21 protein-coding genes are annotated in these 22,368 nt (G+C 40.8%); 9 read left to right on the forward strand and 12 right to left on the reverse strand.

The features are described 5' to 3' along the window. Nucleotides 1-5: 5 nt before the first annotated feature. Complete coding sequence (locus NSTC731_RS05750) at nt 6-551, forward strand: hypothetical protein (RefSeq protein WP_445629968.1); 546 nt, start codon at nt 6-8, stop codon at nt 549-551. A 24-nt stretch (nt 552-575) separates the two neighbouring features. Here the strand turns inward: NSTC731_RS05750 and NSTC731_RS05755 are convergent. Next, a protein-coding gene (locus NSTC731_RS05755) for an IS630 family transposase (RefSeq protein WP_445626187.1) occupies nt 576-1,453 on the reverse strand; the annotation gives its coding sequence in 2 pieces (ribosomal slippage) (nt 576-1,121 and nt 1,124-1,453; 876 coding nt in all). Between the two features lie 206 nt (nt 1,454-1,659). Then, nucleotides 1,660-2,817, reverse strand: coding sequence for an extracellular solute-binding protein (locus tag NSTC731_RS05760; RefSeq protein WP_445629969.1), 1,158 nt, complete (start codon nt 2,815-2,817; stop codon nt 1,660-1,662). A gap of 356 nt (nt 2,818-3,173) precedes the next feature. Between NSTC731_RS05760 and NSTC731_RS05765 the strand changes: the two genes are divergently transcribed. Continuing rightward, nucleotides 3,174-3,545, forward strand: a complete 372-nt coding sequence (locus tag NSTC731_RS05765; protein WP_445629970.1) for a hypothetical protein — start codon at nt 3,174-3,176, stop codon at nt 3,543-3,545. Between the two features lie 661 nt (nt 3,546-4,206). Here the strand turns inward: NSTC731_RS05765 and NSTC731_RS05770 are convergent. Together NSTC731_RS05770 and NSTC731_RS05775 are read right to left on the reverse strand one after the other, a co-directional pair. Beyond that, on the reverse strand, nt 4,207-5,154 hold the full coding sequence (locus tag NSTC731_RS05770) for a hypothetical protein (protein ID WP_445629971.1): 948 nt from the start codon (nt 5,152-5,154) through the stop codon (nt 4,207-4,209). A gap of 124 nt (nt 5,155-5,278) precedes the next feature. Further along, the gene (locus NSTC731_RS05775) at nt 5,279-5,392 is read right to left on the reverse strand and encodes a UPF0175 family protein (RefSeq protein ID WP_445629972.1); all 114 of its coding nucleotides are present in this window, start codon (nt 5,390-5,392) and stop codon (nt 5,279-5,281) included. A gap of 72 nt (nt 5,393-5,464) precedes the next feature. Here NSTC731_RS05775 and NSTC731_RS05780 point away from each other — a divergent pair, with 72 nt between their 5' ends. From NSTC731_RS05780 to NSTC731_RS05795, 4 genes are all read left to right on the forward strand, one after another. Continuing rightward, on the forward strand, nt 5,465-5,959 hold the full coding sequence (locus NSTC731_RS05780) for a helix-turn-helix domain-containing protein (protein WP_445629973.1): 495 nt from the start codon (nt 5,465-5,467) through the stop codon (nt 5,957-5,959). Between the two features lie 11 nt (nt 5,960-5,970). Further along, on the forward strand, nt 5,971-6,210 hold the full coding sequence (locus tag NSTC731_RS05785) for a hypothetical protein (RefSeq protein ID WP_445627956.1): 240 nt from the start codon (nt 5,971-5,973) through the stop codon (nt 6,208-6,210). 5 nt (nt 6,211-6,215) lie between these two features. Continuing rightward, on the forward strand, nt 6,216-6,524 hold the full coding sequence (locus NSTC731_RS05790) for a transposase (RefSeq protein ID WP_445627957.1): 309 nt from the start codon (nt 6,216-6,218) through the stop codon (nt 6,522-6,524). A gap of 241 nt (nt 6,525-6,765) precedes the next feature. Further along, nucleotides 6,766-7,677: an IS982 family transposase gene (locus tag NSTC731_RS05795; protein WP_445628360.1), complete on the forward strand. Its 912-nt coding sequence runs from the start codon at nt 6,766-6,768 to the stop codon at nt 7,675-7,677. 140 nt (nt 7,678-7,817) lie between these two features. Here NSTC731_RS05795 and NSTC731_RS05800 read toward each other — a convergent pair whose 3' ends face one another. From NSTC731_RS05800 to NSTC731_RS05810, 3 genes are all read right to left on the reverse strand, one after another. After that, nucleotides 7,818-9,068, reverse strand: coding sequence for a nicotinate-nucleotide--dimethylbenzimidazole phosphoribosyltransferase (locus NSTC731_RS05800; protein WP_445629974.1), 1,251 nt, complete (start codon nt 9,066-9,068; stop codon nt 7,818-7,820). Between the two features lie 94 nt (nt 9,069-9,162). Then, on the reverse strand, nt 9,163-9,903 hold the full coding sequence (locus NSTC731_RS05805; protein WP_445629975.1) for a DUF2232 domain-containing protein: 741 nt from the start codon (nt 9,901-9,903) through the stop codon (nt 9,163-9,165). A 13-nt stretch (nt 9,904-9,916) separates the two neighbouring features. Beyond that, the gene (locus NSTC731_RS05810; RefSeq protein ID WP_094349203.1) at nt 9,917-10,618 is read right to left on the reverse strand and encodes a Crp/Fnr family transcriptional regulator; all 702 of its coding nucleotides are present in this window, start codon (nt 10,616-10,618) and stop codon (nt 9,917-9,919) included. A gap of 635 nt (nt 10,619-11,253) precedes the next feature. Between NSTC731_RS05810 and NSTC731_RS05815 the strand changes: the two genes are divergently transcribed. Both NSTC731_RS05815 and NSTC731_RS05820 read left to right on the forward strand, forming a co-directional pair. Beyond that, nucleotides 11,254-15,333 (forward strand): hypothetical protein, encoded by a 4,080-nt coding sequence (locus tag NSTC731_RS05815; protein ID WP_445629976.1) that lies wholly within the window; start codon nt 11,254-11,256, stop codon nt 15,331-15,333. A gap of 458 nt (nt 15,334-15,791) precedes the next feature. Then, the gene (locus tag NSTC731_RS05820; protein WP_445629977.1) at nt 15,792-16,445 is read left to right on the forward strand and encodes a sugar transferase; all 654 of its coding nucleotides are present in this window, start codon (nt 15,792-15,794) and stop codon (nt 16,443-16,445) included. A 30-nt stretch (nt 16,446-16,475) separates the two neighbouring features. Here the strand turns inward: NSTC731_RS05820 and NSTC731_RS05825 are convergent, their stop codons facing one another. Next, nucleotides 16,476-17,312, reverse strand: a complete 837-nt coding sequence (locus NSTC731_RS05825) for a carbohydrate ABC transporter permease (protein ID WP_334901009.1) — start codon at nt 17,310-17,312, stop codon at nt 16,476-16,478. A 202-nt stretch (nt 17,313-17,514) separates the two neighbouring features. Here NSTC731_RS05825 and NSTC731_RS05830 point away from each other — a divergent pair, with 202 nt between their 5' ends. Beyond that, complete coding sequence (locus tag NSTC731_RS05830) at nt 17,515-18,147, forward strand: DUF416 family protein (RefSeq protein ID WP_445629978.1); 633 nt, start codon at nt 17,515-17,517, stop codon at nt 18,145-18,147. 358 nt (nt 18,148-18,505) lie between these two features. Here the strand turns inward: NSTC731_RS05830 and NSTC731_RS05835 are convergent, their stop codons facing one another. From NSTC731_RS05835 to gmd, 4 genes are all read right to left on the reverse strand, one after another. Then, nucleotides 18,506-19,516 carry a catalase family protein gene (locus NSTC731_RS05835; RefSeq protein ID WP_445629979.1) on the reverse strand — a complete coding sequence of 337 codons (1,011 nt, stop codon included), beginning with the start codon at nt 19,514-19,516 and terminating at the stop codon, nt 18,506-18,508. Continuing rightward, the gene (locus NSTC731_RS05840) at nt 19,513-20,130 is read right to left on the reverse strand and encodes a 5-formyltetrahydrofolate cyclo-ligase (protein ID WP_445629980.1); all 618 of its coding nucleotides are present in this window, start codon (nt 20,128-20,130) and stop codon (nt 19,513-19,515) included. Before NSTC731_RS05840 ends, NSTC731_RS05835 begins: the two co-directional genes overlap by 4 nt. 67 nt (nt 20,131-20,197) lie before the next feature. After that, nucleotides 20,198-21,142 carry a GDP-L-fucose synthase family protein gene (locus tag NSTC731_RS05845; protein WP_445629981.1) on the reverse strand — a complete coding sequence of 315 codons (945 nt, stop codon included), beginning with the start codon at nt 21,140-21,142 and terminating at the stop codon, nt 20,198-20,200. Nucleotides 21,143-21,165: 23 nt separating this feature from the next. Then, nucleotides 21,166-22,245, reverse strand: coding sequence for a GDP-mannose 4,6-dehydratase (gene gmd, locus NSTC731_RS05850; RefSeq protein ID WP_445629982.1), 1,080 nt, complete (start codon nt 22,243-22,245; stop codon nt 21,166-21,168). Between the last annotated feature and the right edge of the window lie 123 nt (nt 22,246-22,368).

The raw sequence follows: 22,368 nt of genomic DNA on the forward strand, positions 1-22,368 counted from the left end.
CAGCTATGCATATACCTAAATTCTGCGATCGCCCTTGGCGTAGCCATCGCCAAACATCATTTTTATTACTACTAACTATTACCCTTACAGCTTTACTAATCCCGCCCTCACTAGCGCAAACCCCCTCAATCCCGTCGCCTTCTAATGCGCCTTTAGAACTAGACTTATTGACCAAGCCAAAAGACTATATAATCACAGCTACCACCATTCATCCAGAACGATTAACCGTTCCCAGTTTATGGTGGGCACAACAAAACTCTGAAAAAAAGCTATTGGATAATTGGATCGCATATCCAGCTTCCAATAAAGAACCTGCACGAGTAGACTTGATCGTAAATCAGCAAATTTGGAGCTTACTAGAGTATATAGAGCGCTACGACTTCGTAAATCGCTTGGGTAGCGCTGCACGGAACTTTGGTTACAACGTCAGGGTATTTAATTATCAAAAAGAACCCTTGGCGACCTACACTTGCAACTTTAGTACAAGTCCAGCTTTATGTAGTATCCAAACCACTATTAAAAATAAGATAGGGTTACAGCGTTTACTCTAGTAAATATAGCTGTTGCCAGTAGAGTTAGGACACAGCAGATTTGAGAACAGATTCCATAGCTGGTCGTAAATCAGAACAAGAGGATAAGATGTGGCGAATACGACATTTAAGCCAAGCCCAACACTTTTCAATGCGGTTGAGGTCTGGAGAATAAGGCGGCAAATATAATAACTGACAACCTGCCTGCTCAATCAATTGGGCAATACGTCCGCCATGATGAAAGGTGGCATTATCAAGAATAATCACTTGTCCTGGTTGGAGTACAGGAATTAAGCAAGTGGAAACCCAAGTTTCAAAAACTATTCGATTACAAGCTCCTTCCACAGTAAATGGTGCCATCAACTGTTGTTGGCAGTAGGCAGCAATCATATTGACCCGACCCGTTCTGCGTCCTGACTTGAGTGCTTCAAACCTTTGACCTCGTTGACACCAGCCATAACCGTAATCATCCCGTGCATCCATTCCTGATTCATCTATATACACTCGTTGTGACTCTGGAATTAAATCTAATTGCTGGATAAAAATGGCACGTTTAGCCTGATCTCGTTCTCGGTATCCATAAGACTTTTTTTTCGAGACCAACCTATTTTTTTCAACCCTCGTGAAATCGTCCTCGGACTGATCTGACCTGACCATAGCTGTGCCATTTGCACTTGTGTCTTGTCCCCGTGCATTTGAGCAAACTGACTAAACTCCTCCCAATCTATAATTTTGGCGTTTGTTTTCTGGGGACGAGTCGGCTTAGGCTGGTAGTCTCCAGTTTCCGCCTGCCTTTGTAGCCATAGATTTATGGTGTTGCGACTGATTTGGAATACTTGCGCCGCCTCAGTTTTGGTCATGCCATCTAATACGATCGCATTGATTACTTTTTGTCTTAAATCATAACTGTAGGGTTTTGGCATCGACTGTATTTAATTTTCTCTTTTACCTTCTCAGTTTACGTCCTAACAGTCTTGTCCGTTGCTATAATTAGGAGTTAGGAGTTAGGAGTTAGAAATTGGGGAACATGAGGGAGAAATCAATTCAAAATTCAAACATTTTAGAACTTCTATCTCCTGCCTCCTCTTTCCCAATGCCCAATTCCCAATGCCCCATGCCTAATTTCCAATTAAACTTTCATTTTGGCGAATAAAGACTCGTATTGTTTTATTACTGATGGAGGTAAAGGAAGTAAAAATTCACTTTTATCGAAAACTTTGCGATCGCTCTCTAACAAACTCCATAATGGTTCTTGAATATCGGAAGCGGCAATATTTGTAGGAATTGGTGAATTAGTTTTAGTCAACACTGAAATTTCTTTAGCTGTGCTTGGTTGCCAACAAAAATCAATCCATTGATCTGATAAACTATCCTTAGTAATCCCTGCGGGACGTACCCATAAGTCCGCCCAGATTGCTGTTCCTGACTGGGGGATAACTGCGGCAAGCTGCGGATAACGTCCCAAAATAGGCAATACATCGCTTGACCAACCAACCGCTAGCCAAGTATCTTCCATAATTAGAGGTTCCAAATAGTTATTGGAACTGTAAAACTTCACTTGTTGGTTTAATATCTGTAATTCCTTTTCCAAGTCTGGTACTTGGTCAAGATTCTCTGTATTATAAGATTTTCCTAACTTTTTTAAGACCAAACCAATAACTTCTCGTGGTTGATTGAGTAGAGAAATACGCTGCTGCATTCCATCTCGCCACAAATCACTCCAATCTTTAGGTGTCCATCCCAATTTTTGCAACTTGTCACGGTTATAAACAATTACCGTGCTACCCCACCTGTAAGGCGCACCCCACACCTTCCCTTGAGTATCCAAAATACCCTGGTCGTTGCGCGTTACTAGTTGTTTCCACCTTTCATTTAAAGTAGACCACTGCTTTAATTGGTTTCCCTGCACTTCTTGGAGTGGTTGAATCAATTTCTGTTCAATAGCCGCTTGTAGCCAGTAATCTCCCAATGTCACTAGGTTTGTGTCAGCGGCTTTTTGACCTTGCCTAAAGGGTATAAAACGACGCCATCCCTTCTCATCGCTGGTCTTTGGCTTCTGCTGCCAATTTTGTAATTGTTGAAATAAATCCTGTATATGCTCAACTGGAGCAAATTTTAACTGCACCCGTTGCTGCAAACCTTTGTGGAATTGATTCACCACCTGACCAGGTATAGAACCTTTTAATAACTGTACTTTTAGTTGCGTTTGCTTGTTTCCACCACAGCCAAAAAGCAGTTGTGAAAGCGCCAGTGTGCTTGTACCCAGCAAAAAAGACCGTCGATCCATTGATTTTGGATTTTGAGATTTTTGATTATACCTAATATTAAGCAGAGATTCACCAGTGGCTGACTAGCTGAAAAAGTGAATCTGGAGAATTATCAGTATTTTTTCTTGATATTACGGATAATTTGGAATATTTGACTCAAATTAGCAATCTTTTGGCAAATTTCTACCTCAAGATTAATTTTTATCCATAAATTTACTTGGTGGTACTTATAGTGAAACCTTACTTGTATTTAGAAGTAATGATTTAAATGTCACATTTCCAGCAAAAATTATCAATACTTAAATAATCCATAAGTATCGTTAAGGTTGAGAGTAAATTGAATACCATAGAGGAAATGTACGAATAAAGGTATTAAATGGAGCTATTACAGCAGCAGATCCTGATTCTAAGCCAAAAGCTGGATGACCTGTGCCAAGTAATTGAGCAGCTTGATGGTAAAGTCACTCAAACTTACTCAGAGTGTTCTTTAGCCAATACACAAGCAAAGGATAATTCCCAACAAAATGACGCGGCTGGAGGCTACCAGTTTAAAGGACGTAACAATTTAAATCCAGAAATGGAACACAAAGATGTATTGACAGATGGCATTTATCTAGACATACATCGTCAAAGTGGAGATAACATAACACCAGAAATTCAAATACAACGACTGACAGCGCAATTAACAGCAGCGTACAATCGCATTGCTGCTTTAGAAGAACAATTACTTAGAGAGAGAATTCATTAAATTTAACCTGAAGTTCAACAAATTAAAAAAATGGATTGAGGTAGGTAAGACAAGCCTTTAGGTTCAATATTGAGTGATGGTTTTATGAGCATATACTTAGATATAAGTAAGTAATCCAGCCATCAAATTGATAAAAAAGTTAAACACACTATTACATATCTTTACGTAATAGTGTGACATATCTACCTATAGGTTTTTAGTCAATACCTCACTATGAAACAAAAAAACAACCCTAAGACTGATGTCATTAGGGTATTAGTTTGGTTCAAAAACCAAGATTTTTTTATTAATCTGCGTTTTTCTCATAAGTGTTTTTGGCATCTTGTTATCAAATTAGTTGATGACAAGCCAGACAGCTTTCGCTAAAATTGACCTTTTGCAACCTGCTCCTACTCAACCGCTATTGTAAATAAGGGACTCAATGCCAATTGATGAAATGGCAGAAATTTACGGAGATTTCAAGTCGGAAATTCTTAAAAGATTTGCAGCCAAAGAAAAGAGTAAATGTAAAACAAAAAAGATTGTCATAAATCTGTTGTAATATATAAATCTCAAAATGAAATAATTAAATTACAGAGGGTACAAATTTTATTAAAAAGCTTATGTGAGACATAGCTGGTTTCCAAATTCATATCTTTCTGAGTCTACCAATCTCACGCTTTTATCTAGCACTATCTTTATGTTTGAGTTCCAGAAAATCTTTAGTTACTCTAACTATAGAATCTCCATTTATATAATTTGAAGTATAATTGGGCGTTAATGGTAGATTATCACCCGATTCTAGTACTAAAATAACCCGAAAAAAGTATTCATCTATACTAGTAGGAATCCGTTCAAGTTTAACATCAGTAATTTCGTTCAAAGAATATTGAAAAACTGTTTTTCCTAACGTTCCAAACCACCTGTAACGACTAAGTTTTACAGTATTTGTTTCTTTATCAAAATTACACGTGATAAATAAACCTGGTGACGCTACTAGCAACGCTAATATTCCACAGAATACAGTAAACCTGACAACAATGTAACCCATAAAAGTGTCATCAAGTATAACCGCTAAATTGTTCTCTGTAGGGGATTTCAAAAATTTGTTAATTCTTAATACTATTGATTGTAATTCTTCAAGTTTAAATTTTGGGTATGTTCTATCTGTAAAAGGAAAGCTATCTTTATCAGTTAATAGTAAAATTTTATATGAGTATCTAGGCTTAACTTGACTATCGGTTTGCATCTCTGTTTTCAATTTAGCCTCTAGTAACTCAGAAACTAGCACTTCACTTTTTTCTTGACCAAACCAATAGTTTTCTGTTAACTTACACATTCCTGTTAGAGTATTTTGTCCCGCACTCAAATCAATATTTGAAGTAGATATATTATTTGGATAACGATGACATACAAGTTGTGTAATAGGTGTAAATACAATAGTCGCAAATAAAAATAGAACAAATAATTGACTAAAAAATATTCCCACACCTAAAAATACTTTTGGTCGAATCATAAAAACAAGTTTAGTTGATGTTTGCTCTAAACCTTTTAGAGGATTAGCTAGAGTCAAATAACATCCAGCACCTAAGTTAATTGCCAACAGGATGGCAAGTAATAAAACAGTCATTTTATTTGTAGCTCCAGACCGCTTTAGCAGATAGAAATATTACACGTTTACCAATTAGATAATAAACCAAGAAAGAATAACCTCAACTACTCTTCTGTGCCTAGCGCCATCGAATATGCCAGCATCAATGGAATTCAAGTACTGTGATTCCTGTCAAGGCTCGGACTTTGCCACTGCTAATTTTAGCTTGCTGATAAAACAAGATGGCAATTTCTAATTTCAGTTCATCCTTAGTCATGTTTGATGCTTATACCAATTCTGTATGAAGCTGCGCTAAATTGTGGAAAAGGGTGTATTTGGTAAAAGTGTAATGGGTCGGAGATTGATAATTGAAATTAAAGAGAGCCAAGAAGAATTACAAAAAGCAGTGAAATATGCGCTAGAAGCTAGTAGCAAAGAGAGATTACAAATGCTCAACTGGCTAAAAACAGGACAGGTTACAAGTAGGCGATCGCTGGCAGCGTTGTTAGGGAGAGATGAGGCAACAGTAACTCGTTGGCTAAAAAAATACAAGGAATTAGGATACAAAGGCTTACTAGAGGTGAAACAGGCACCAGGAAAACAGCCAATTGTCAGTGGCGAGAATTTAGAACGTTTAAAAAAAAGATTATCCGAACCACAAGGATTTCAAAGTTACAGTCAGATTCAACAATGGTTAATGGCGGAATTAGGACTAAATGTTGCTTATAAAACGGTATACCAATTAGTGAGATATCAACTTGGTGCCAAGCTGAAAGTTCCGCGTCCTCAAAGCACCAAACAACATCCAGACAGTCTATCTCACTTTAAAAAAAACTGCCTCTAGCACTCAAATTCTTGCAGGAGGAATTTGGCGAAGGGAAAAGATTGAGGTATTTATGTCAGGATGAAACACGTTTAGGATTAAAGACAATTACCGGACGTTTAATTACAGCTAAGGGAGTTAAACCTGTAGGTTTAAGTCAATGGCAACGCGAAAATTTTTATTTATATGGAGTTGTAGAACCTCTAAGCGGATACAGCTTTTTCTACGAATTCCCTTACCTTAATGGGGAAGCAGTTTTCAAAACTTCTTAGAGTTGTTGTCTGCTGATCTTGGTGATGATAGTGCCGTAATTCAGTTCGACCGAGGTTCTTTTCACAAAGCGAAAACTCTCGATTTTCCAGATAACATTATCCCGCTCTTTCAGCCTCCTCACTCTCCTGAACTCAACCCGATTGAGCGGTTTTGGGAATTTCTCAAATCTCAACTCCAATGGGAAAACTGTAAAACACTCTCACAACTACAGCAAAAGTTAACTGATGCCCTCAAAGAAATTACACCTTCCATGATTGCCTCTCTTACTTCTTACAATTTTATCCTTGAAGCCTTATTTAGCGCAGCTTCATAAAGAATTGGTATTAGAGGATGTCATCGGGAATTATGACGCTCATAAATAAGGGAAAACTCCAATTCACAGTTTATTCTAACGTGAGTTCGACGGTTATAAAAAGGTAAAAAGCTTGCGATGTATAGATTTGCAAAACAAGGTTATTCACGGCAGCGATCGCTAAGATTAATTGAGGATTAGCCAAAAAATCACAAAAAAATGCCGAGACTAAAAATATCTAAGAAAAATAAGGGTCTCGGCTATGTCCACCATTGTATCTCGCCTTGATATCACGCAAATCTTCTGGGATGTGGATGATTTCTGCAATCAGTGGCAAAGCTTATGGCAACAAGTACCACAGTTACCATCCACCAAAGGAGAACGTCGCAGTCAGTCCAGGATGCATTTATCGGAAGTGATGACAATAGTAATCGCGTTTCATGGCAGTGGTTATAAGACTTTTAAGGAATTTTATACGTTGCACGTACTACAAAGCTGGCGTGGAGTGTTTCCAAATTTGGTCAGTTACACAAGATTTGTGGAACTCATGCCTTGGTGTTTAATGTTGCTGTGTTGTTTTTTGCATACACGAACAGGAGAAATTACAGGGATTAGTTTTATCGATTCCACCCCAATAGATGTTTGTCACAACTGTCGAGCGCATTCTCACAAGGTATTTAAAGGGTTGGTGAAATGGGGCAAAAATTCTGTGGGCTGGCACTTTGGATTTAAACTGCATTTGATTATTAATGATTGTGGAGAATTACTCGCATTTTCACTAACTCCAGCAAATATCGATGACCGAAAACCAGTCCCAGATATGACTAAAGATTTAATTGGTAAACTCTTTGGTGACAGAGGTTACATCTCTCAAAAATTATTTGAGGAGTTATATGAACGAGGGTTGCAATTAATCACAAAATCTAAAAAGAAAATGAAAAATCGCTTGGTAAAACTGATTGATAAAATTCTGTTACGCAAACGTGCTGTGATTGAGTCCGTCAATGACCATCTGAAAAATATATGTCAAATCGAACACTCTCGCCATCGTAGTCCATTTAATTTTTTGGTGAATTTGATGGCTGGTTTAGCTGCTTATACCTATTTGCCTAAAAAACCTTCAATTGATATTTACCCAAAAGATTTGCCTGCGCTACCTCCTGCCATTTTTTAGTTCCGTCGAACTCACGTTATTCTAATTCTTCTGTCATGCTGGGCAAGATTTTTAAACGCACAGAGAAGTAGCATCGGAGGAAACCTCCGTTTATAACTTTGGTGGGGCGGAGAGTCTTGCCGAATTTAATTCGCTAAGAATTAATGAGATGCTGTACTTAGCCGTTCAAGTTGGGCTTCAATGGCTGCCAAAAGTTGGTGTTGCTGCCAATCTTGGCTAAGATGGGCGGCTATGCAAGCGGCTCCAGCACCCATACCTTCTTTGACAAAGCCCTGCTCATAAGCTCTCAGTTGAGGATAACGAGAATCAGCAAAACTCAGATGAGTTGCTAATAGAGGAGGGGTTTTTCCACTCGCAGTTAAGCTGTTTTTTCCTAAGTTAAGGGCTAAGTCAACTGTACCGCCAGTAGGATCTTCAGCTACCCAGCGGGTTGTGCCTACAACCACTGCTTCTGGTTGCCATGATAAGGCGTAAGCTTGAGCGATCGCACCAATCAGCGCATAAACCGCCAGCATTTGCGTCCCTCCAGCCAGCATTACACCACAACTACGGCTAGCAGCGATCGCCATCCCAGCTACCACTACTTGCATCGGATCGCCCACGGCAGCAACAAGTTGTAAGGGATCTACAGAATTTTGGATTTTAGATACTTCGACTACTTCGACTTCGCTCAGTACAAGTTTTGGATTTTGGATTTGAGATTGGAAGTTTATCTCCCCCTGCTCCCCTCGCCTCCCCTGCTCCCTGCTCCCCTTCATCTTCTCCAGCCCAGCTTGCACTAGTGCCCACTTTTGCGCGTGGTTACAAACAGGGTGGCTACTGTTAACTTTTCCAGCAGCATCTATACCTAAACCAGTTAAGATTGCCAGGGCAGTTGTAGTACCTCCGACGACGCACTCACCGACAATCAAATACCCCTGTTGAATATTGGCGGCTAGGCGTTCTCCCCAAAGTAGTCCTTGTTTAAATAAGTGATGTACTGTTGTAATTTCCATAGCAGCCCCTTGACTTAAACACTTAGCAGGAGCGCCACCTAAATCAATTACTGGCACAGCAGGAGCTTGGGGTAAACCAGCATTAAATAAATGAATTGGTATCTTTAGTGACTCAAATACAGCGCGAGAAATCAGCACAGGTGAAGCCCCAGCCGCCAATGGTGGTAGGGGATATTGGGCTTTATGTTCTGGGCCGTGATACAAAAACTCAGCATCGGCACAAGCTGTATATTTCCGATCCTCCGGAGTGCGGCCAGCTGCTGAAATCCCTGGAATTAAACCAGTTTCAGTAAATCCTAAAACACAAGCAAATACTGGTAGACAACCACGATACCTTCGCAGCCATTGTTCACCCTGTTCTTTTTGAGTATAAATACTAATTTGGGAATTGGGCATGGAACATTGGTTATTAGTTAGAACCGATCATTTAACCAATGACAAATGACAAATACTTCGACTACGCTCAGTACAAGTGACAAATGACAAATAATTATCCTTCATAATCCATGAGAACTTGTACCCAGTGTGGTGGGCGGGGAATCGGGTTGCCCAGGCGGTCAAAAAGCAACCATGCTGCCAGGTGTACCACAAAAAGGTAGATAAAGTTGTTGAGTATTATTAAAGCGATCGCTCCTACTTGAATCAAAAATACACTGGGACTGGTCAACAAACTCAAGTTAAAAAATACCCACTCAATGAACTCAGTCACCTGGGTAATCACATAAATCCACAGGTCTTCACCTGACAAAACAGACAGCAACCACAGCCGAAAAAAGACTCCTAAAGTACCTAATAGCGTACCCAAAGTGATAGAAACAATCCAGGGAAGACGACGACGACACCATGTAGCGCCCAAAAGCACGCCCATGAACCCGTAGGGCATGACAAACAGTAAACTGCGGGCTGGCCCCATCAGTACCGTCAGCAATAACCCAGAGGTGAGTGCTGCCATCCATGCCGCACGTTTGCCCCAACGCAGATAAACTAGAGCGATCGGCACTGGAAAAAATATCCGCAAAACTGGGCCCAAAGGAAAGTAAAAATTTATAAACCAAATTAAGCTAGCGGTACTGGCTAAAAATGCTGTTTCCACCATCCTCAAGGGCGCATCAGCCTTGATTTGAGGAGGCATTAACTGCTGTTCTTTATCTAACCAGTGATTTTGAGGAGTTGAAGATTCAGAAGATGGATCTTCCTCCGGTTCATCTGGGAGAGAATCTAAAATACTCATATCTGACAAGTTTTTAAACGATCATTCTTTCCAAGGCTGACAAATCGGGAATACAAATAGTGTCTTGATCCCGTTTAATCAAGCCTTTTTTTTCTAGTCTTGTCAATACTCGTGTCACCGTTTCCCGCGCCAGTCCGCTCAAACTACTCAATTCCCGATGAGGTAAATTGGGGATTTCGGTTCCAGTTTGCCCTTTTTTTCCCTGTCCTTCTGCCAAAAATAACAACGTATCTGCTACCCTTGACTGGCTATCAGATTCCCGCAACCGCAATCGGCGATTTACTTGCCGCAAACGTCGTGCCATGAGTTGCGCCAATCGAACTCCTGCCAAAGGTTCTATCTGAAGTAATTTGACAAAATCCTGAGCAGGCATACTACCAATTACCGTTGGGGCCAAGGTAATCACATCCGTGGATCGAGGTGCTTCATCTAGCGCCGCCATTTCACCAAACAATTCACCTTTGCCAATAATATTCAGCGTTACCTCTTTTCCTTCCAGATTGTAGGTGCGAATTTTTACCCATCCGTCCATAATAAAATACACAGAACCACCCCAGTCATTTTCCAGCAGAATCACCTGATTGGCTGGGTGAGTGCGGGTAACTAGATGGGTGAGGGCTGATTCCACAGCAGTTTCTGGCAACCCTTGAAAAAAGGGAGCGGAGGCGATCATCCAGGAATTAGCCTGTGCTTGCAAGCTATATCGATCTTCCATTACGACATCTTTAACTCAAGCTGCTATGTACACACAAAAAACAGGAGCGCCATTTGTAGCCTAAGCTATCATTGCACAGCTCCCTTTCAAAGAAAAAACTAAACTATGCTACACAAGAAAGCGACAAGAAGTTTTTCTAAATAATCTTTACCTATAAGTTTAAACGGGATAAAAGTTTTGCAAAAAGTAGTTTATAGCCTGCGGTTGGATTGCTTAGGGGCTAGCTGCACTGCAAACTTGATTAGTTATGAATATAGGCAAACAACATTAATGATACTAAAGGGAGTAAATTATTGCTCAGGTATTTTAGCGATTTTCAAAAATAGGCAACCAATGACCTGGAAAATTAAGCTTTTCGAGCAAAGGCTGTCTGAAGAGGACTAAGGAGAGGGAAAGACAAGGAGATGGGGGGACAAAGAGAAACTTTTTTCCTTGTTTTCTTCGATGATTGAAGATTGCCACGACTCCCAGTAATCCATAACATAATGACTAGTCACAATTCCAAGTAGCGGCTTTGGCCACTCAAAATGTCTTCTATGGTCGACGCTGCGCGTAGCAAGATCCCCATAGAGATACAGTGATTGTAAATTAATTGTCATATTCGTTGACATACATTTCTAAGTAAGGTAATCAAAGTGACTTTTAGTACAGATGAAATTCAAAAGCTGATCGCAGACATTGACAACTTACTTGCCAACGGTGGCAAGCGTCTGTCTAGATTTCTGTCTGGTCAGGCGCAAGAGCCTAAAGAAGTTTTAGAGCGAATTCGCGACTTCTTGGTGAGGTTACAACAAAAAGAAGCATTAGAGAGCAGCATCCCAAATCAGTCTTCTGAAGAACCGCCAACGCCAAGGGCGATCGCAAAGCCATCGCCTTTGTTAACAAAATTTATCGATCGCGATAATAACCAGTATCCACTACCGCAGCCCGTACTCACTCAGGAACCGAGTACTGTTGGCGCGGGACAATTAAATAATGAATTTTCGAGATTGATTCAGCCGTTGCGATCGGAATTAGAATTACTTTTGCAAGAACGAGCCACTCTCATACAAGAAATTCGGCAACTAGAGCAAAAGCGTTTGCAAAACTACTCGTTAGCGCAGCAGTTGACAAACCAGGAGCAAATGATTACCGAGTTTTTACAGGTACTCATGAGTCGCCTTGTGCCAACTTTAACGCCACTGATGGGACAGACAAGGGAAAATTCTGCCAGTTCTTCAGAAGGAATTAATTACGCAACCTCTGCAACTCAATCTTTATTAGAATCCTCTGACGATGTGGAGCGCTTAACCCAGCTAGCTAGGGAGTTAGATCGACGCCTATTATCACTAGATGGGACGGTGAATGTAGTCTTTGAAGCACTACAGCGCAACATTAATACTTATTACGAATCCCTGTCGCAAGCACTGGCAAGAATGCATAGCAAGGGGATGCAAGGCGAACAGCTGATGGCCAGCTTTGTCAACAATTTGACCCAGCATTTGCAACCAGAATTCTCTAGTTCGCAGTCATCTTTCTTGGCAGGAGAATCTGAGACACTATCATCATTGACTGAACCAGCCGAGATTGCAGCTGGAGTTGCGCCCCAATCCTTGGAGCTTATCCAGCCAGAAACTTCATCTCCACTCACAATTGAGCAACAGGAAACTACCCTAACGGAGGATTTAGATGCAGTGCTGTTGCAGCTTGGTGTAGACTCATCTGAATATTCTCAAACCCCGACCGAATTACCGGAAGATATTTCTGCGGCAATTGGTGATGAAGTAGACCAACTTTATGCCAGTTTGTTTGATGCTGGTGATGTTAATAATCCCAGCCTCAATGTTCCCACAAATGACTTATCTGCTCCCACAGCCTCTCCATCACCGTTGAACATCGCCCAGACCCCGCCTGTCTCTCCAAGCGTGGATTCTGCGGCTGTAACTCCAGATACGGGTCTTTCAACTCAAGAGACTTTAGGCGAAACCACAGATTCATCAGAGCCACAGGAAGAACTATTTTTTGAAGAAGAGACTGACCTAGATTCACCTCTTAGCTTCTCTACTCCACAAATAGACAGTTTGTCACAAATCGGCACTCAGCCAGCTAGCGTTGATACAATTAATACTCTAACTGAGTTATTACCTGATGCCGATAGTGAACTGCAATTGCAGGAAGTTTCATCTTCTGTAGATAATGCCACAACTACAGCAACTGACTTATTGCCCGATCCAGATAGCGAACTGCAACTTCTGGAAGTCTCATCTTTTGTGGATGATGCCACAATCACAGCACCAGTGACTCCAGAAGCACCAGAAATTGAGTTGGTACCTAGCGAAAGTATCGTTACATCGGAAGTATTAATTAACAGCGATCGCTCCCAACTGTCTTCAGATAACTACATTGCTGCTTCACCCCAAGAAAACTTACTTTTTATTGAGTCAAACCAGTCTCCAGCCATACCAGATATTTCTTTAGATGAAGAACAGTTGCAGCAATTAGATCGGGATTTGGCTAATTTCGATCGGCAGCTAAATTCTGAGTCGCAGCCAGCTACCAACTTGGGTGTTTTCTCGGAACCACTTGATAACATTCAAGACACAATCCCCACAACTTCCCCTGAAAATCTCCAAATAGCAGAGAATACATCAACTGCTGCTTTCTCCAGTTTGGCAGTTCCCCAGGTAGAAACTGAAAAAAAAAAGGAAGTCACAATTCCTGTTCCAGAAAGTTCTTCACCTCCAATTGCTCACTCCATAAATAATCCAGAAGTTTCGTCCAATATTTTAGAATCAGTCTGGTATTTAGGAATTGATTTAGGTACAACAGGAATTTCCGCTACATTATTAAATCGCTCGACTTTTGTTGTACATCCTATCTACTGGTCAGCAGAAAATCCGCCAGGAACAAGTTCCTTTCAGCAATCATTTCGTTTACCAACAGAGGTTTATCTGCCTACAGCTTCTGTACCCCACGGTGAAAACGAAACTATCGAAGCACATGAGCAGACAGCACCTGCGGCTGTTGCTCAAGATAAAGCACCCGATCGCTCGGCTACTACTTCTGCAACACCAAAATCGACAGCAGATCCGACGCAAAACAATCTCTACTCGGCGCAGTTGAAACCCTATCTACAAGTAGCCATTCCCTACAAGAGCGAACGACAGAAATGGGAACCTGTTTTGCAATTAAATGAATTTTCGGCAGGGCCTTTGATTTGGGTTGTGCGATCGCTCTCTAAGTTACTATTAACCCTCAAATCCGAAAAAACAAGTACCACCCCTAGTTTAGTGGCTGCCGCTGTTGGAATCGGCGAACAAGATTTTCCTCAGATTATCAATAATATTGCTGGTGTAATTTGCACCTGTCCATCTAGCTGGTCGGAACAATACCGCTTTAACGTGCGGGAAGCTTTACTCACTAGCAAACTCATTCAACATCCGCAGCAAGTCTTTTTTGTTGAAGAAGCGATCGCTAGTCTACTCCCGGAACTCGATGCTGTTAATGGTGAGCAAGTAAAACTAAGCGATGCTCAAGGTAATCATCCAGCAAAAACTAGCGAACATCCGATTGTTGGCAACACCCTTGTGATTAACATTGGGACAACTGCCACAGAAATGTTGCTGGTGAATCTACCAGAAACCTTGCAGCAATTGACATACAATGATTTCATGCTCCATAGTTTTGCTTATGCTGGCAAGGGTATTGAACAAGATATAATTTGCCAACTGCTATTGCCACCGAAATCTCGGCAATCACGCAGAGAAACACCAAGCAATAGCAAAACTACCACGAGTAATTCTTGGCAATGGCAACCGTCAATTCCCGGTTTAGACCAAATGCATTGGCAGACTTTAGGGTTGGAAGAATTAGAACTACCTAGAGTTGGAGAACCAGATATCGCTGCTCGCATTCGTCTCCAACAGCGTCTAGAAAGTTCTCTACTGGGACAGGCGGTATTAGATGCGGCATTAGCCCTAAAGCTGATTTTGCAACACCAAGACTCTTTTACCCTAGAATTAGCCGATCAGCGGTGGGTTTTGCAGCGACGAGACTTAGAAAGCCAGGTATTTATTCCCTTTGTGCGCCGCCTGAACCGAGAACTCAACAAGTTATTGGTAGCTCGTGGTATCCCCACAGAAGCGATTAATCAAGCTATCCTGACTGGTGGAGTGGCTTGTATTGGGATAGTGAACCGCTGGTTACGGCAAAAACTTCCCAGCACTAAGATTATTCAAGATTTATATCTCGGCGAAAACGGTGCTCCCAATTGCAGCCGGGTTGCTTATGGTTTGGCGATGCTGCCTCTGCATCCCCAGATTTTAGATATACCCAGGCAACAATACACTGATTATTTCTTGTTTACAGAATTGTTGCGATTGCTACCAGACCGTCCTTTATCTTTCGGTGAAGTTATTCAGTTATTTGAGGGTCGTGGGATCAATACTCGCATTTGTCAGCAACGGCTGCTGGCTTTTTTGGAAGGTGAACTGCCTTCCGGTTTGATACCTTCAGTCACAGAATTAACCTGGCTGACCCAGAGTTCGCAAGAAAATCCTGACTATCAGGCGATCGCCACAGCACCACTATTTGAAAAACAAGGAAGTCTCACTTATCGTCCCAATTCTCAACAATTGTTGTCTTTACGTCGCTATCTAGATGCAATTAAGGCTAGTAATCAGCAATCACTGGAGGAACCATATACGGTGAATTTTGCCTTAGAGGTCGATTGTTGAGACTACTACCGCAAGGCGGAATTAAAAATTAAAAATGAATACAGCATCAGGGTTTCGTTGATTTGAAGTGATTGGTTTATTTCCGTCGTGTTGTACTAGTAGATCGCGCTAGAAATAAGAATACTACTCAAAATTCCAAATGCTCATAACATCAGCATTTGGAATTTTGCGAATTACTACTAGTACTTCAGCACAGTAATTTTTGGGATATGTGGGATATATACGATAGTATTATCTTTTTATTAGTTTTTATTAGATGCATAAAATACCGTAATTTTACAATCTATCACTTGAATTGAAAGATTCTGTAAATTTTGAGTTTTTGATTTTTATATTGGTTAAAATTTATGTATATTAACACTCGGTAGTAGACAACAGCAGTAAAAATCGCCTAAAAATCACGTCTATGTCTACCCTACTAATGTAAAAATTCTTGTTATAAAACTAAGTTAGTTCTTGTGAATAATCTTTATCTTTATTCAGTTAATTGTTTGCAACAGCCTTCACACCCGTCAACGTTAAGCGTGAGAAAACGATTAATTGACATTGTTGGAGCCATTGTGGGGCTGATTGTTACATTTATAATAGCAATTCCTGTAGCAATTGCTACCTTTATTCATGAGCCAAGTCCAATATTTTATTCTCAAATTCGCTGTGGTTTAAACGGAAAAACTTTTCGCATCTGGAAATTCCGCTCCATGATAGTCGATGCTGATAAACTCAAGCATTTGGTTGAGAACCAAGCCAAAGGTCACATTTTTAAATCTGTTGACGATCCTCGCATTACTCCTGTTGGGAAATTTTTGCGGCGTACTAGCTTGGATGAATTCCCTCAATTTTGGAATGTTCTGATCGGGGACATGAGTTTAGTTGGTACTCGTCCACCTACTCCTGATGAAGTCAACAATTACGATCCACACCACTGGGATAGATTGCGAGTCAAACCAGGCATTACCGGAGAATGGCAAGCTAATGGGCGTTCCAGCATTACAGACTTTGAAACCATTGTGAAAATGGATATGGATTATCAACGCAAGTGGTCTGTAACTTACGATCTGAGTCTGATTATTAAAACTATCTGGGTAGTCTTGAAAAAGACTGGGGCTTATTAAATTGGGGCATTGGGTATGGGAAAAATATTTTTATCCCTTAACACCGCTACCTGTTTCTGTAGGTACAATGTAACGTTGTAAAAACAGGAATAGTAATAATACTGGGGCGATCGCAATTACTGAGCCAGCAGCTACCAAGCGCCAGTCAAGAGAAAATGTACCTGCTAGCTTGGCGACTCCCAAAGGAAGAGTGTATAAATTTTCGTCTTGGATGACAATTAAAGGCCACAAAAAGTCACTCCAAGCACCAATGAATACGAAAATAGCTAAAGTTACCAGTGCTGGGCGAACTGCTGGTAACATAATATGCCACCATAATCCTAACTCTGAGCTGCCATCCATCCTGGCGGCTTCTTCTATTTCTTTCGGGACACTCATGAAAGCTTGGCGCAACAGAAAAATGCCAAAGGCAGAAGCTAAACTCGGAAAAATCATCCCTAAATAAGTATTTCTCAAACCCATCTGGACTGTCAAAATATAAAGGGGAATCATCACAATTTGGAAGGGAATCATAATCGTAGAGACGATCGCTACAAAAATCCAGTCTCGCCCGACAAATGATAATCTTGCCAACGGATAGGCAGCTAAAGCGCAAAACAGCAGATTTAAGCCCACAGTCAGTACTGATACTAAGGTACTGTTATACAGGTATTGTCCAAAAGGTAGAGAGTTCCACACACTAGAGAAGTTATTTAGTGTCGGTTGACTAGGTAGCAACTGTGGCGGCGACTGAAAAATATTTTCCGTTGGCGATTTCAAGGATGTACTGATTAGCCATAGTAAAGGAAAGAGCATCAACAGTGCGATCGCTCCCAATAGCGCATACATTAGTAGAATCTGCGATCGTGATTTTTTCCAGTTCAGCATTTGATTACGAATTTTCTATTCTAATTCTAGAATTTGGTTAAAGCAATTCTATATCGTTCGTTATAAACAAGTTCGCCAAGTTTTTTTGAGAAGTCGAGAATCTGTGACTTTTAGAATGCAAGAGTGTCAATCACAATTAATAATAAAGTAAATATTGACTCTTCTGCACTACTACCTTGATAGGCATAACACTATAAATAAGATGAATATTAAACTTTACGAATTTGATGTTTTGGAAGCGGAGTTAACAAAATTATCATTTGTTCATAGACTTGTATTTGCTGCTAGCTGTTGCGAAAGGCTTTTACCTAACTATAGTCTTGTGAAGCAAGAAGATGGTTGGGGCGATCCTTCTATCCTTAGAAATGCACTCAACGAAGTATGGTTATTTATTGAAGGACAACCAGTAAATGCCAAACAAATTCGTCAACTATTGAAAGTATGTCAGGAAGCAGTTCCCAATGCTGATTGTGTTTCAGGATCTCAGTATGATGTTGAAGCACAGGAAGCTGCTTCTGCAATTTGCTTCACTTTAGAAGCTTGTCTTGATCCAACACCAAAAAATATTATTAAAGTACCAAAATGTGTAACAAACACGATTGATGGATATCTCTCTGCTATGAAAGATATTGAAGATCCTAATTGGTGGGAGGAAAAATCACTTGAAGAACAAAAAGAAGAATTTAGTAACCACATGTTTGCCATACGAGAAATTGCAAAACAAAGCGAAGATTTACAAAAGTTAAAAACCGTTGATAAATTAGATATTAATTTTCTACAATGCCTTCGTACTTCATTTATTAATCAGCGAAAAAGTCTGATTGATTTACCTTGAGTTATATAATAATACGCCTTGATTTTTGAAGTTATTTGCGTAGGTAGCGAGTAGGGAATAAGCTTTTTCCAGATGTACGGAATTTTTTCAAAAGTCAAACAAATTCTGCTATATCTATAGCATTGCTAAAAAGATTCGTTAAAAACCAATATGCTTGGGTTAAGTCTAATTGTAAATTAGCTTTAACTTAGGGATTTTGGCACTAACCCAAGCGTATTGCCTCAAAGACAATATCACTGACTTATTTTAAAAGTAGGTAATTGAGGCATTTCAATTTTCGCTAATCAGATAATATTGTCATGATTCAAGTTTCTGTACAACCTTTTCACAGCTTTTTTTTGAAGTGAATTGAGAGTGGTTAATCTTCAACCGCTACATAAGGTTGTGGTTCCCGCGAACGTTGGGCAATTTGTTCTCGTCGATACTTTGCAAGTTCGCTGTAAAGCCTCTTGCGAGAGAGATTTACACTTCCAACAGGTTCATGCTCTAGGAGTGTATGCCAAGGGGAAAACAATATACCCTCATCTAAGCGTTTGCGTTCTTCAAAGTCAAATTTCTGACTAGGAATGCGGACAGTTGCAACTTTAATAAATGGTGAATCTGCTTCTTGCCATTCTTGAATGTGGTCTTCAATCGGTGTTTTGTCGTCATCTACATAAAACTGAATTAGGAAGTCAAAAGACGCTTCTTGACCTTCTTCAGTCAAATATTTGACCAGCGTTTCTCGGAGGTAATTTTCTGATTCTGGAAGTGTTTCTGGTGGTTTTTCAAGCTGTTGAGATTTGACAGACAATTTTACAATGCGATCGCCAAATTTAAACGGAGCCATACTCCAATATTGAATCAAAAGTGGATTTCCTACCTTTTTGCTACCAATTTTTTGCAAGATAGCAAAGGCGTAACCAAGTTCTTCCAGCCGTTCTGGGGAAAGTTTTCCACTACCTGCTTGGGAAAGATCGGCGTAATCACGAACATCTTTAGTCAAGAAAATAGGATAATTGTTAAGTATAAAATCTTGAGTTTTTTCTTCATCATCCAAGACTTTTTGCCCGTCCACATTCATCACCTTGATGGCGATACCCCGAACATCAGGCTGGCTGTCGGAGTGGAATTTACCACGTTTTTCAGGCGAACCACCACTAGAGAAACGAATCCACGCCGGATACGTTTGAGGCGTTTTGAACAAACCTACTCTTAGGTCTTCAGGAAGATTGGGTTCAATAATAAACTCTCCCCAAACGAGTCCATGACTTTTGCTATGAATTTGGCGGAGGTCTGGGCCTGTTTTTTGTTGAGCTTGGAGACTACTTGCTATAATTTCGTCAATTATTGCTTCCTGCTCAGTGGTAGATGACGTTGGATTAGTCATAAAACATTTGATAATGTGTCCTCATTATCCTGAATCCTGGAACCTTTATGAGTCAATCCGGTTTCCGTACAAATAACTTGTAGTGGTTTATCCCAAGGTTCAATAGGTATATGAGACAAATAGGCAAAATCAAAGACAATTCCGATAGTCGGCTTTGTCTGCCACTGCGGTAAACTGAGCAAGCGATCGTAATATCCGCCACCATAACCTAAACGATATCCTTGATAGTCGCAAGCTACACTGGGTACAAGAATCAAATCGACTTCCGCAGCATCTAATAGGGGAGCGTCAGGGTGTGGTTCAATAATGCCATAAGCACCGCTTTGGACAAAATCATTCGGTGTCCAAATATGCCAAGACAGGGATTTATTAACGCAGCGAGGAAATCCCCAACGGTATTGGCTGTCTGTAAATAATGGACTAAGGTCAGGTTCTTGGCGAAAGCTGAAATAAGCGAGTATTGTTTTTGCTTGGGTAAAAAAAGTAGAGTTTTGTAAATGAGAGCATAAGCGATCGCTTTTTTCTCTCCATTCTCCAACGGACATTGATTGACGGGTTTTGAGTAGAGTGCGGCGCAGTTCTACTTTATTTAGTTGATAATTAACTTTATCCATAAAAATAGTCAAAAAAATAAGCTGGGCATTACCCAGCTTGGATCGCTTTACATTCACCAGAACATAGTTATGCAGCGTGTTGACGATACCACTCAATGGTATTCTTTAGCCCTTCTTCAAAGCTCACCTGAGCCGTGAAATTAAAGGCTTGTTTTGCTCGTTCAGTATCTAAACAGCGGCGGGGTTGACCATTAGGCTTATCAGTTTGCCACACAATTTCCCCCTTAAACTCCATTAATTCGCAGATTAGAGTTACTAAATCAAGAATGGAGATTTCATAACCGGTTCCCAAGTTAACTGGTTCCGATTCGTTATAGAATTGAGTCCCCATCACAATCCCCCGTGCTGCATCTTCTGAATAGAGAAACTCACGGGTAGGACTGCCATCACCCCAAACTTGAAGTTCCTTTTCTGCATTAATTTGGGCTTCGTGAACTTTGCGAACTAACGCTGGAATGACGTGGGAACTTCCGGGGTCAAAGTTATCTTCTGGGCCATATAAATTGACTGGCAGTAGGTAAATGCCATTAAAACCGTACTGCTGACGGTAAGATTGCAATTGAACTAAAAGTGCTTTTTTTGCAATTCCGTAAGGGGCGTTGGTTTCCTCTGGGTAGCCATTCCACAGATCGTCTTCTTTGAATGGCACTGGAGTGAATTTAGGATAGGCGCAGATTGTGCCAACACAAACAAATTTTTCTACTCCCGCTTGGTAAGCAGCGTGAATTAGCTGGGTTCCCATAATCAAGTTATCGTAGAATAGCTCTGCGGGTTTTTCACGGTTTAAACCGATACCACCCACATGAGCTGCTAGATGGATGATTATGTCTTGCTGGTCAACTGCACGTTGGCTATTTTCCCAGACACGCAAATCGGAATCGCGCGATCGCGGTATTGTAATTTTCTCGCGATCGGCTCCTGCTTTACACAGTTGATCTATCACCTGACGGCCTAGAAACCCCGATCCACCAGTGACTAGAATCCGTTTATTTTTTAGTTCTAAGGCGGTCATATTTTATCCTCTGTGATGCCAAATCAAAAGTGCAAAGCGCCCAGTGTTTGACGAATAGTCGCAATGTCATCTGGAAATTGTGAACCTTTTCCATTGGGTGAAGTATGACCCAATGCTTGTAAGTCTGCTTCTACCATTAGGGAAACTAGTTCTTCAAAGGTTACTGATGGTGTCCAGCCCAAGTTCTGCCGTGCTTTGGTAGAATCGCCAATCAACAACTCTACCTCAGATGGACGCAGGTAACGCTCATCAAACTCTACATAATCTTGCCAATTAAGATTCACATAACTAAATGCCAGTTCCAAAAACTCTCGTACCGAGTGGGTTTCACCAGTAGCAATTACGTAATCGTCTGGCTGGTCTTTCTGCAACATCAACCACATTGCTTTGACGTAATCCTTCGCATAGCCCCAATCTCGCTTGGCATCTAGATTACCCATATAAATCTTTTTCTGCTTCCCAGCAACGATACCAGCTACCGCTCTAGTAATTTTGCGGGTTACAAAGGTTTCACCCCGCCGTGGTGACTCGTGGTTAAAAAGTATGCCATTACAAGCAAACAAATTATAAGATTCACGATAATTTACAGTTTGCCAGTGAGCGTAAACTTTCGCACAGGCATAGGGACTGCGGGGATAAAAGGGCGTTGTCTCAGTTTGAGGTACTGCTTGTACTAAACCGTACATTTCTGAAGAACCTGCCTGGTAAAATCGCACCTGAATTCCGGTACGATGCTGGTAGTCTCGAATTGCTTCCAACAGACGCAATGTCCCCATTCCTACTGCATCTACTGTGTATTCTGGTGAATCAAAGCTGACTCTGACGTGGGATTGAGCGCCGAGGTTGTAAATTTCTACTGGCTTTACTTCTTCTAAAATACGCCGTAACGTTGTACCGTCTGTCAAGTCACCGTAGTGAAGAAACAAGCGTACTCCCTCTTTGTGGGGGTCTTCGTAAATGTGATCGATGCGGTCTGTGTTGAAGGTAGAAGTCCGGCGAATTACCCCATGAACCTCATAACCTTGTTCCAACAAAAACTCACTTAGATATGAACCATCTTGTCCAGTAATACCAGTAATCAACGCTCGCTTCTGTTGCGTCATGCTCAATTATCCCTTATTGTCTTTGATTAAAAAGTTACAGCCAATCATTATACAACCTAGCAACTAATTGCTGAATTGCCTAATGGGAAACCTACGAGTTCTTGTTGTTATGAGACTTTTTCC

This window comes from Nostoc sp. DSM 114167, assembly GCF_052692655.1.

Excerpts from the sequence above, each read along its gene's own strand:
- NSTC731_RS05750 (WP_445629968.1), top strand. The coding sequence starts at position 6 with ATGCATATACCTAAATTCTGCGATCGCCCTTGGCGTAGCCATCGCCAA.
- NSTC731_RS05760 (WP_445629969.1), bottom strand. The coding sequence starts at position 2,817 with ATGGATCGACGGTCTTTTTTGCTGGGTACAAGCACACTGGCGCTTTCA.
- NSTC731_RS05765 (WP_445629970.1), top strand. The coding sequence starts at position 3,174 with ATGGAGCTATTACAGCAGCAGATCCTGATTCTAAGCCAAAAGCTGGAT.
- NSTC731_RS05770 (WP_445629971.1), bottom strand. The coding sequence starts at position 5,154 with ATGACTGTTTTATTACTTGCCATCCTGTTGGCAATTAACTTAGGTGCT.
- NSTC731_RS05775 (WP_445629972.1), bottom strand. The coding sequence starts at position 5,392 with ATGACTAAGGATGAACTGAAATTAGAAATTGCCATCTTGTTTTATCAG.
- NSTC731_RS05780 (WP_445629973.1), top strand. The coding sequence starts at position 5,465 with ATGGGTCGGAGATTGATAATTGAAATTAAAGAGAGCCAAGAAGAATTA.
- NSTC731_RS05795 (WP_445628360.1), top strand. The coding sequence starts at position 6,766 with ATGTCCACCATTGTATCTCGCCTTGATATCACGCAAATCTTCTGGGAT.
- NSTC731_RS05800 (WP_445629974.1), bottom strand. The coding sequence starts at position 9,068 with ATGCCCAATTCCCAAATTAGTATTTATACTCAAAAAGAACAGGGTGAA.
- NSTC731_RS05805 (WP_445629975.1), bottom strand. The coding sequence starts at position 9,903 with ATGAGTATTTTAGATTCTCTCCCAGATGAACCGGAGGAAGATCCATCT.
- NSTC731_RS05810 (WP_094349203.1), bottom strand. The coding sequence starts at position 10,618 with ATGGAAGATCGATATAGCTTGCAAGCACAGGCTAATTCCTGGATGATC.
- NSTC731_RS05825 (WP_334901009.1), bottom strand. The coding sequence starts at position 17,312 with ATGCTGAACTGGAAAAAATCACGATCGCAGATTCTACTAATGTATGCG.
- NSTC731_RS05830 (WP_445629978.1), top strand. The coding sequence starts at position 17,515 with ATGAATATTAAACTTTACGAATTTGATGTTTTGGAAGCGGAGTTAACA.
- NSTC731_RS05835 (WP_445629979.1), bottom strand. The coding sequence starts at position 19,516 with ATGACTAATCCAACGTCATCTACCACTGAGCAGGAAGCAATAATTGAC.
- NSTC731_RS05840 (WP_445629980.1), bottom strand. The coding sequence starts at position 20,130 with ATGGATAAAGTTAATTATCAACTAAATAAAGTAGAACTGCGCCGCACT.
- NSTC731_RS05845 (WP_445629981.1), bottom strand. The coding sequence starts at position 21,142 with ATGACCGCCTTAGAACTAAAAAATAAACGGATTCTAGTCACTGGTGGA.
- gmd (WP_445629982.1), bottom strand. The coding sequence starts at position 22,245 with ATGACGCAACAGAAGCGAGCGTTGATTACTGGTATTACTGGACAAGAT.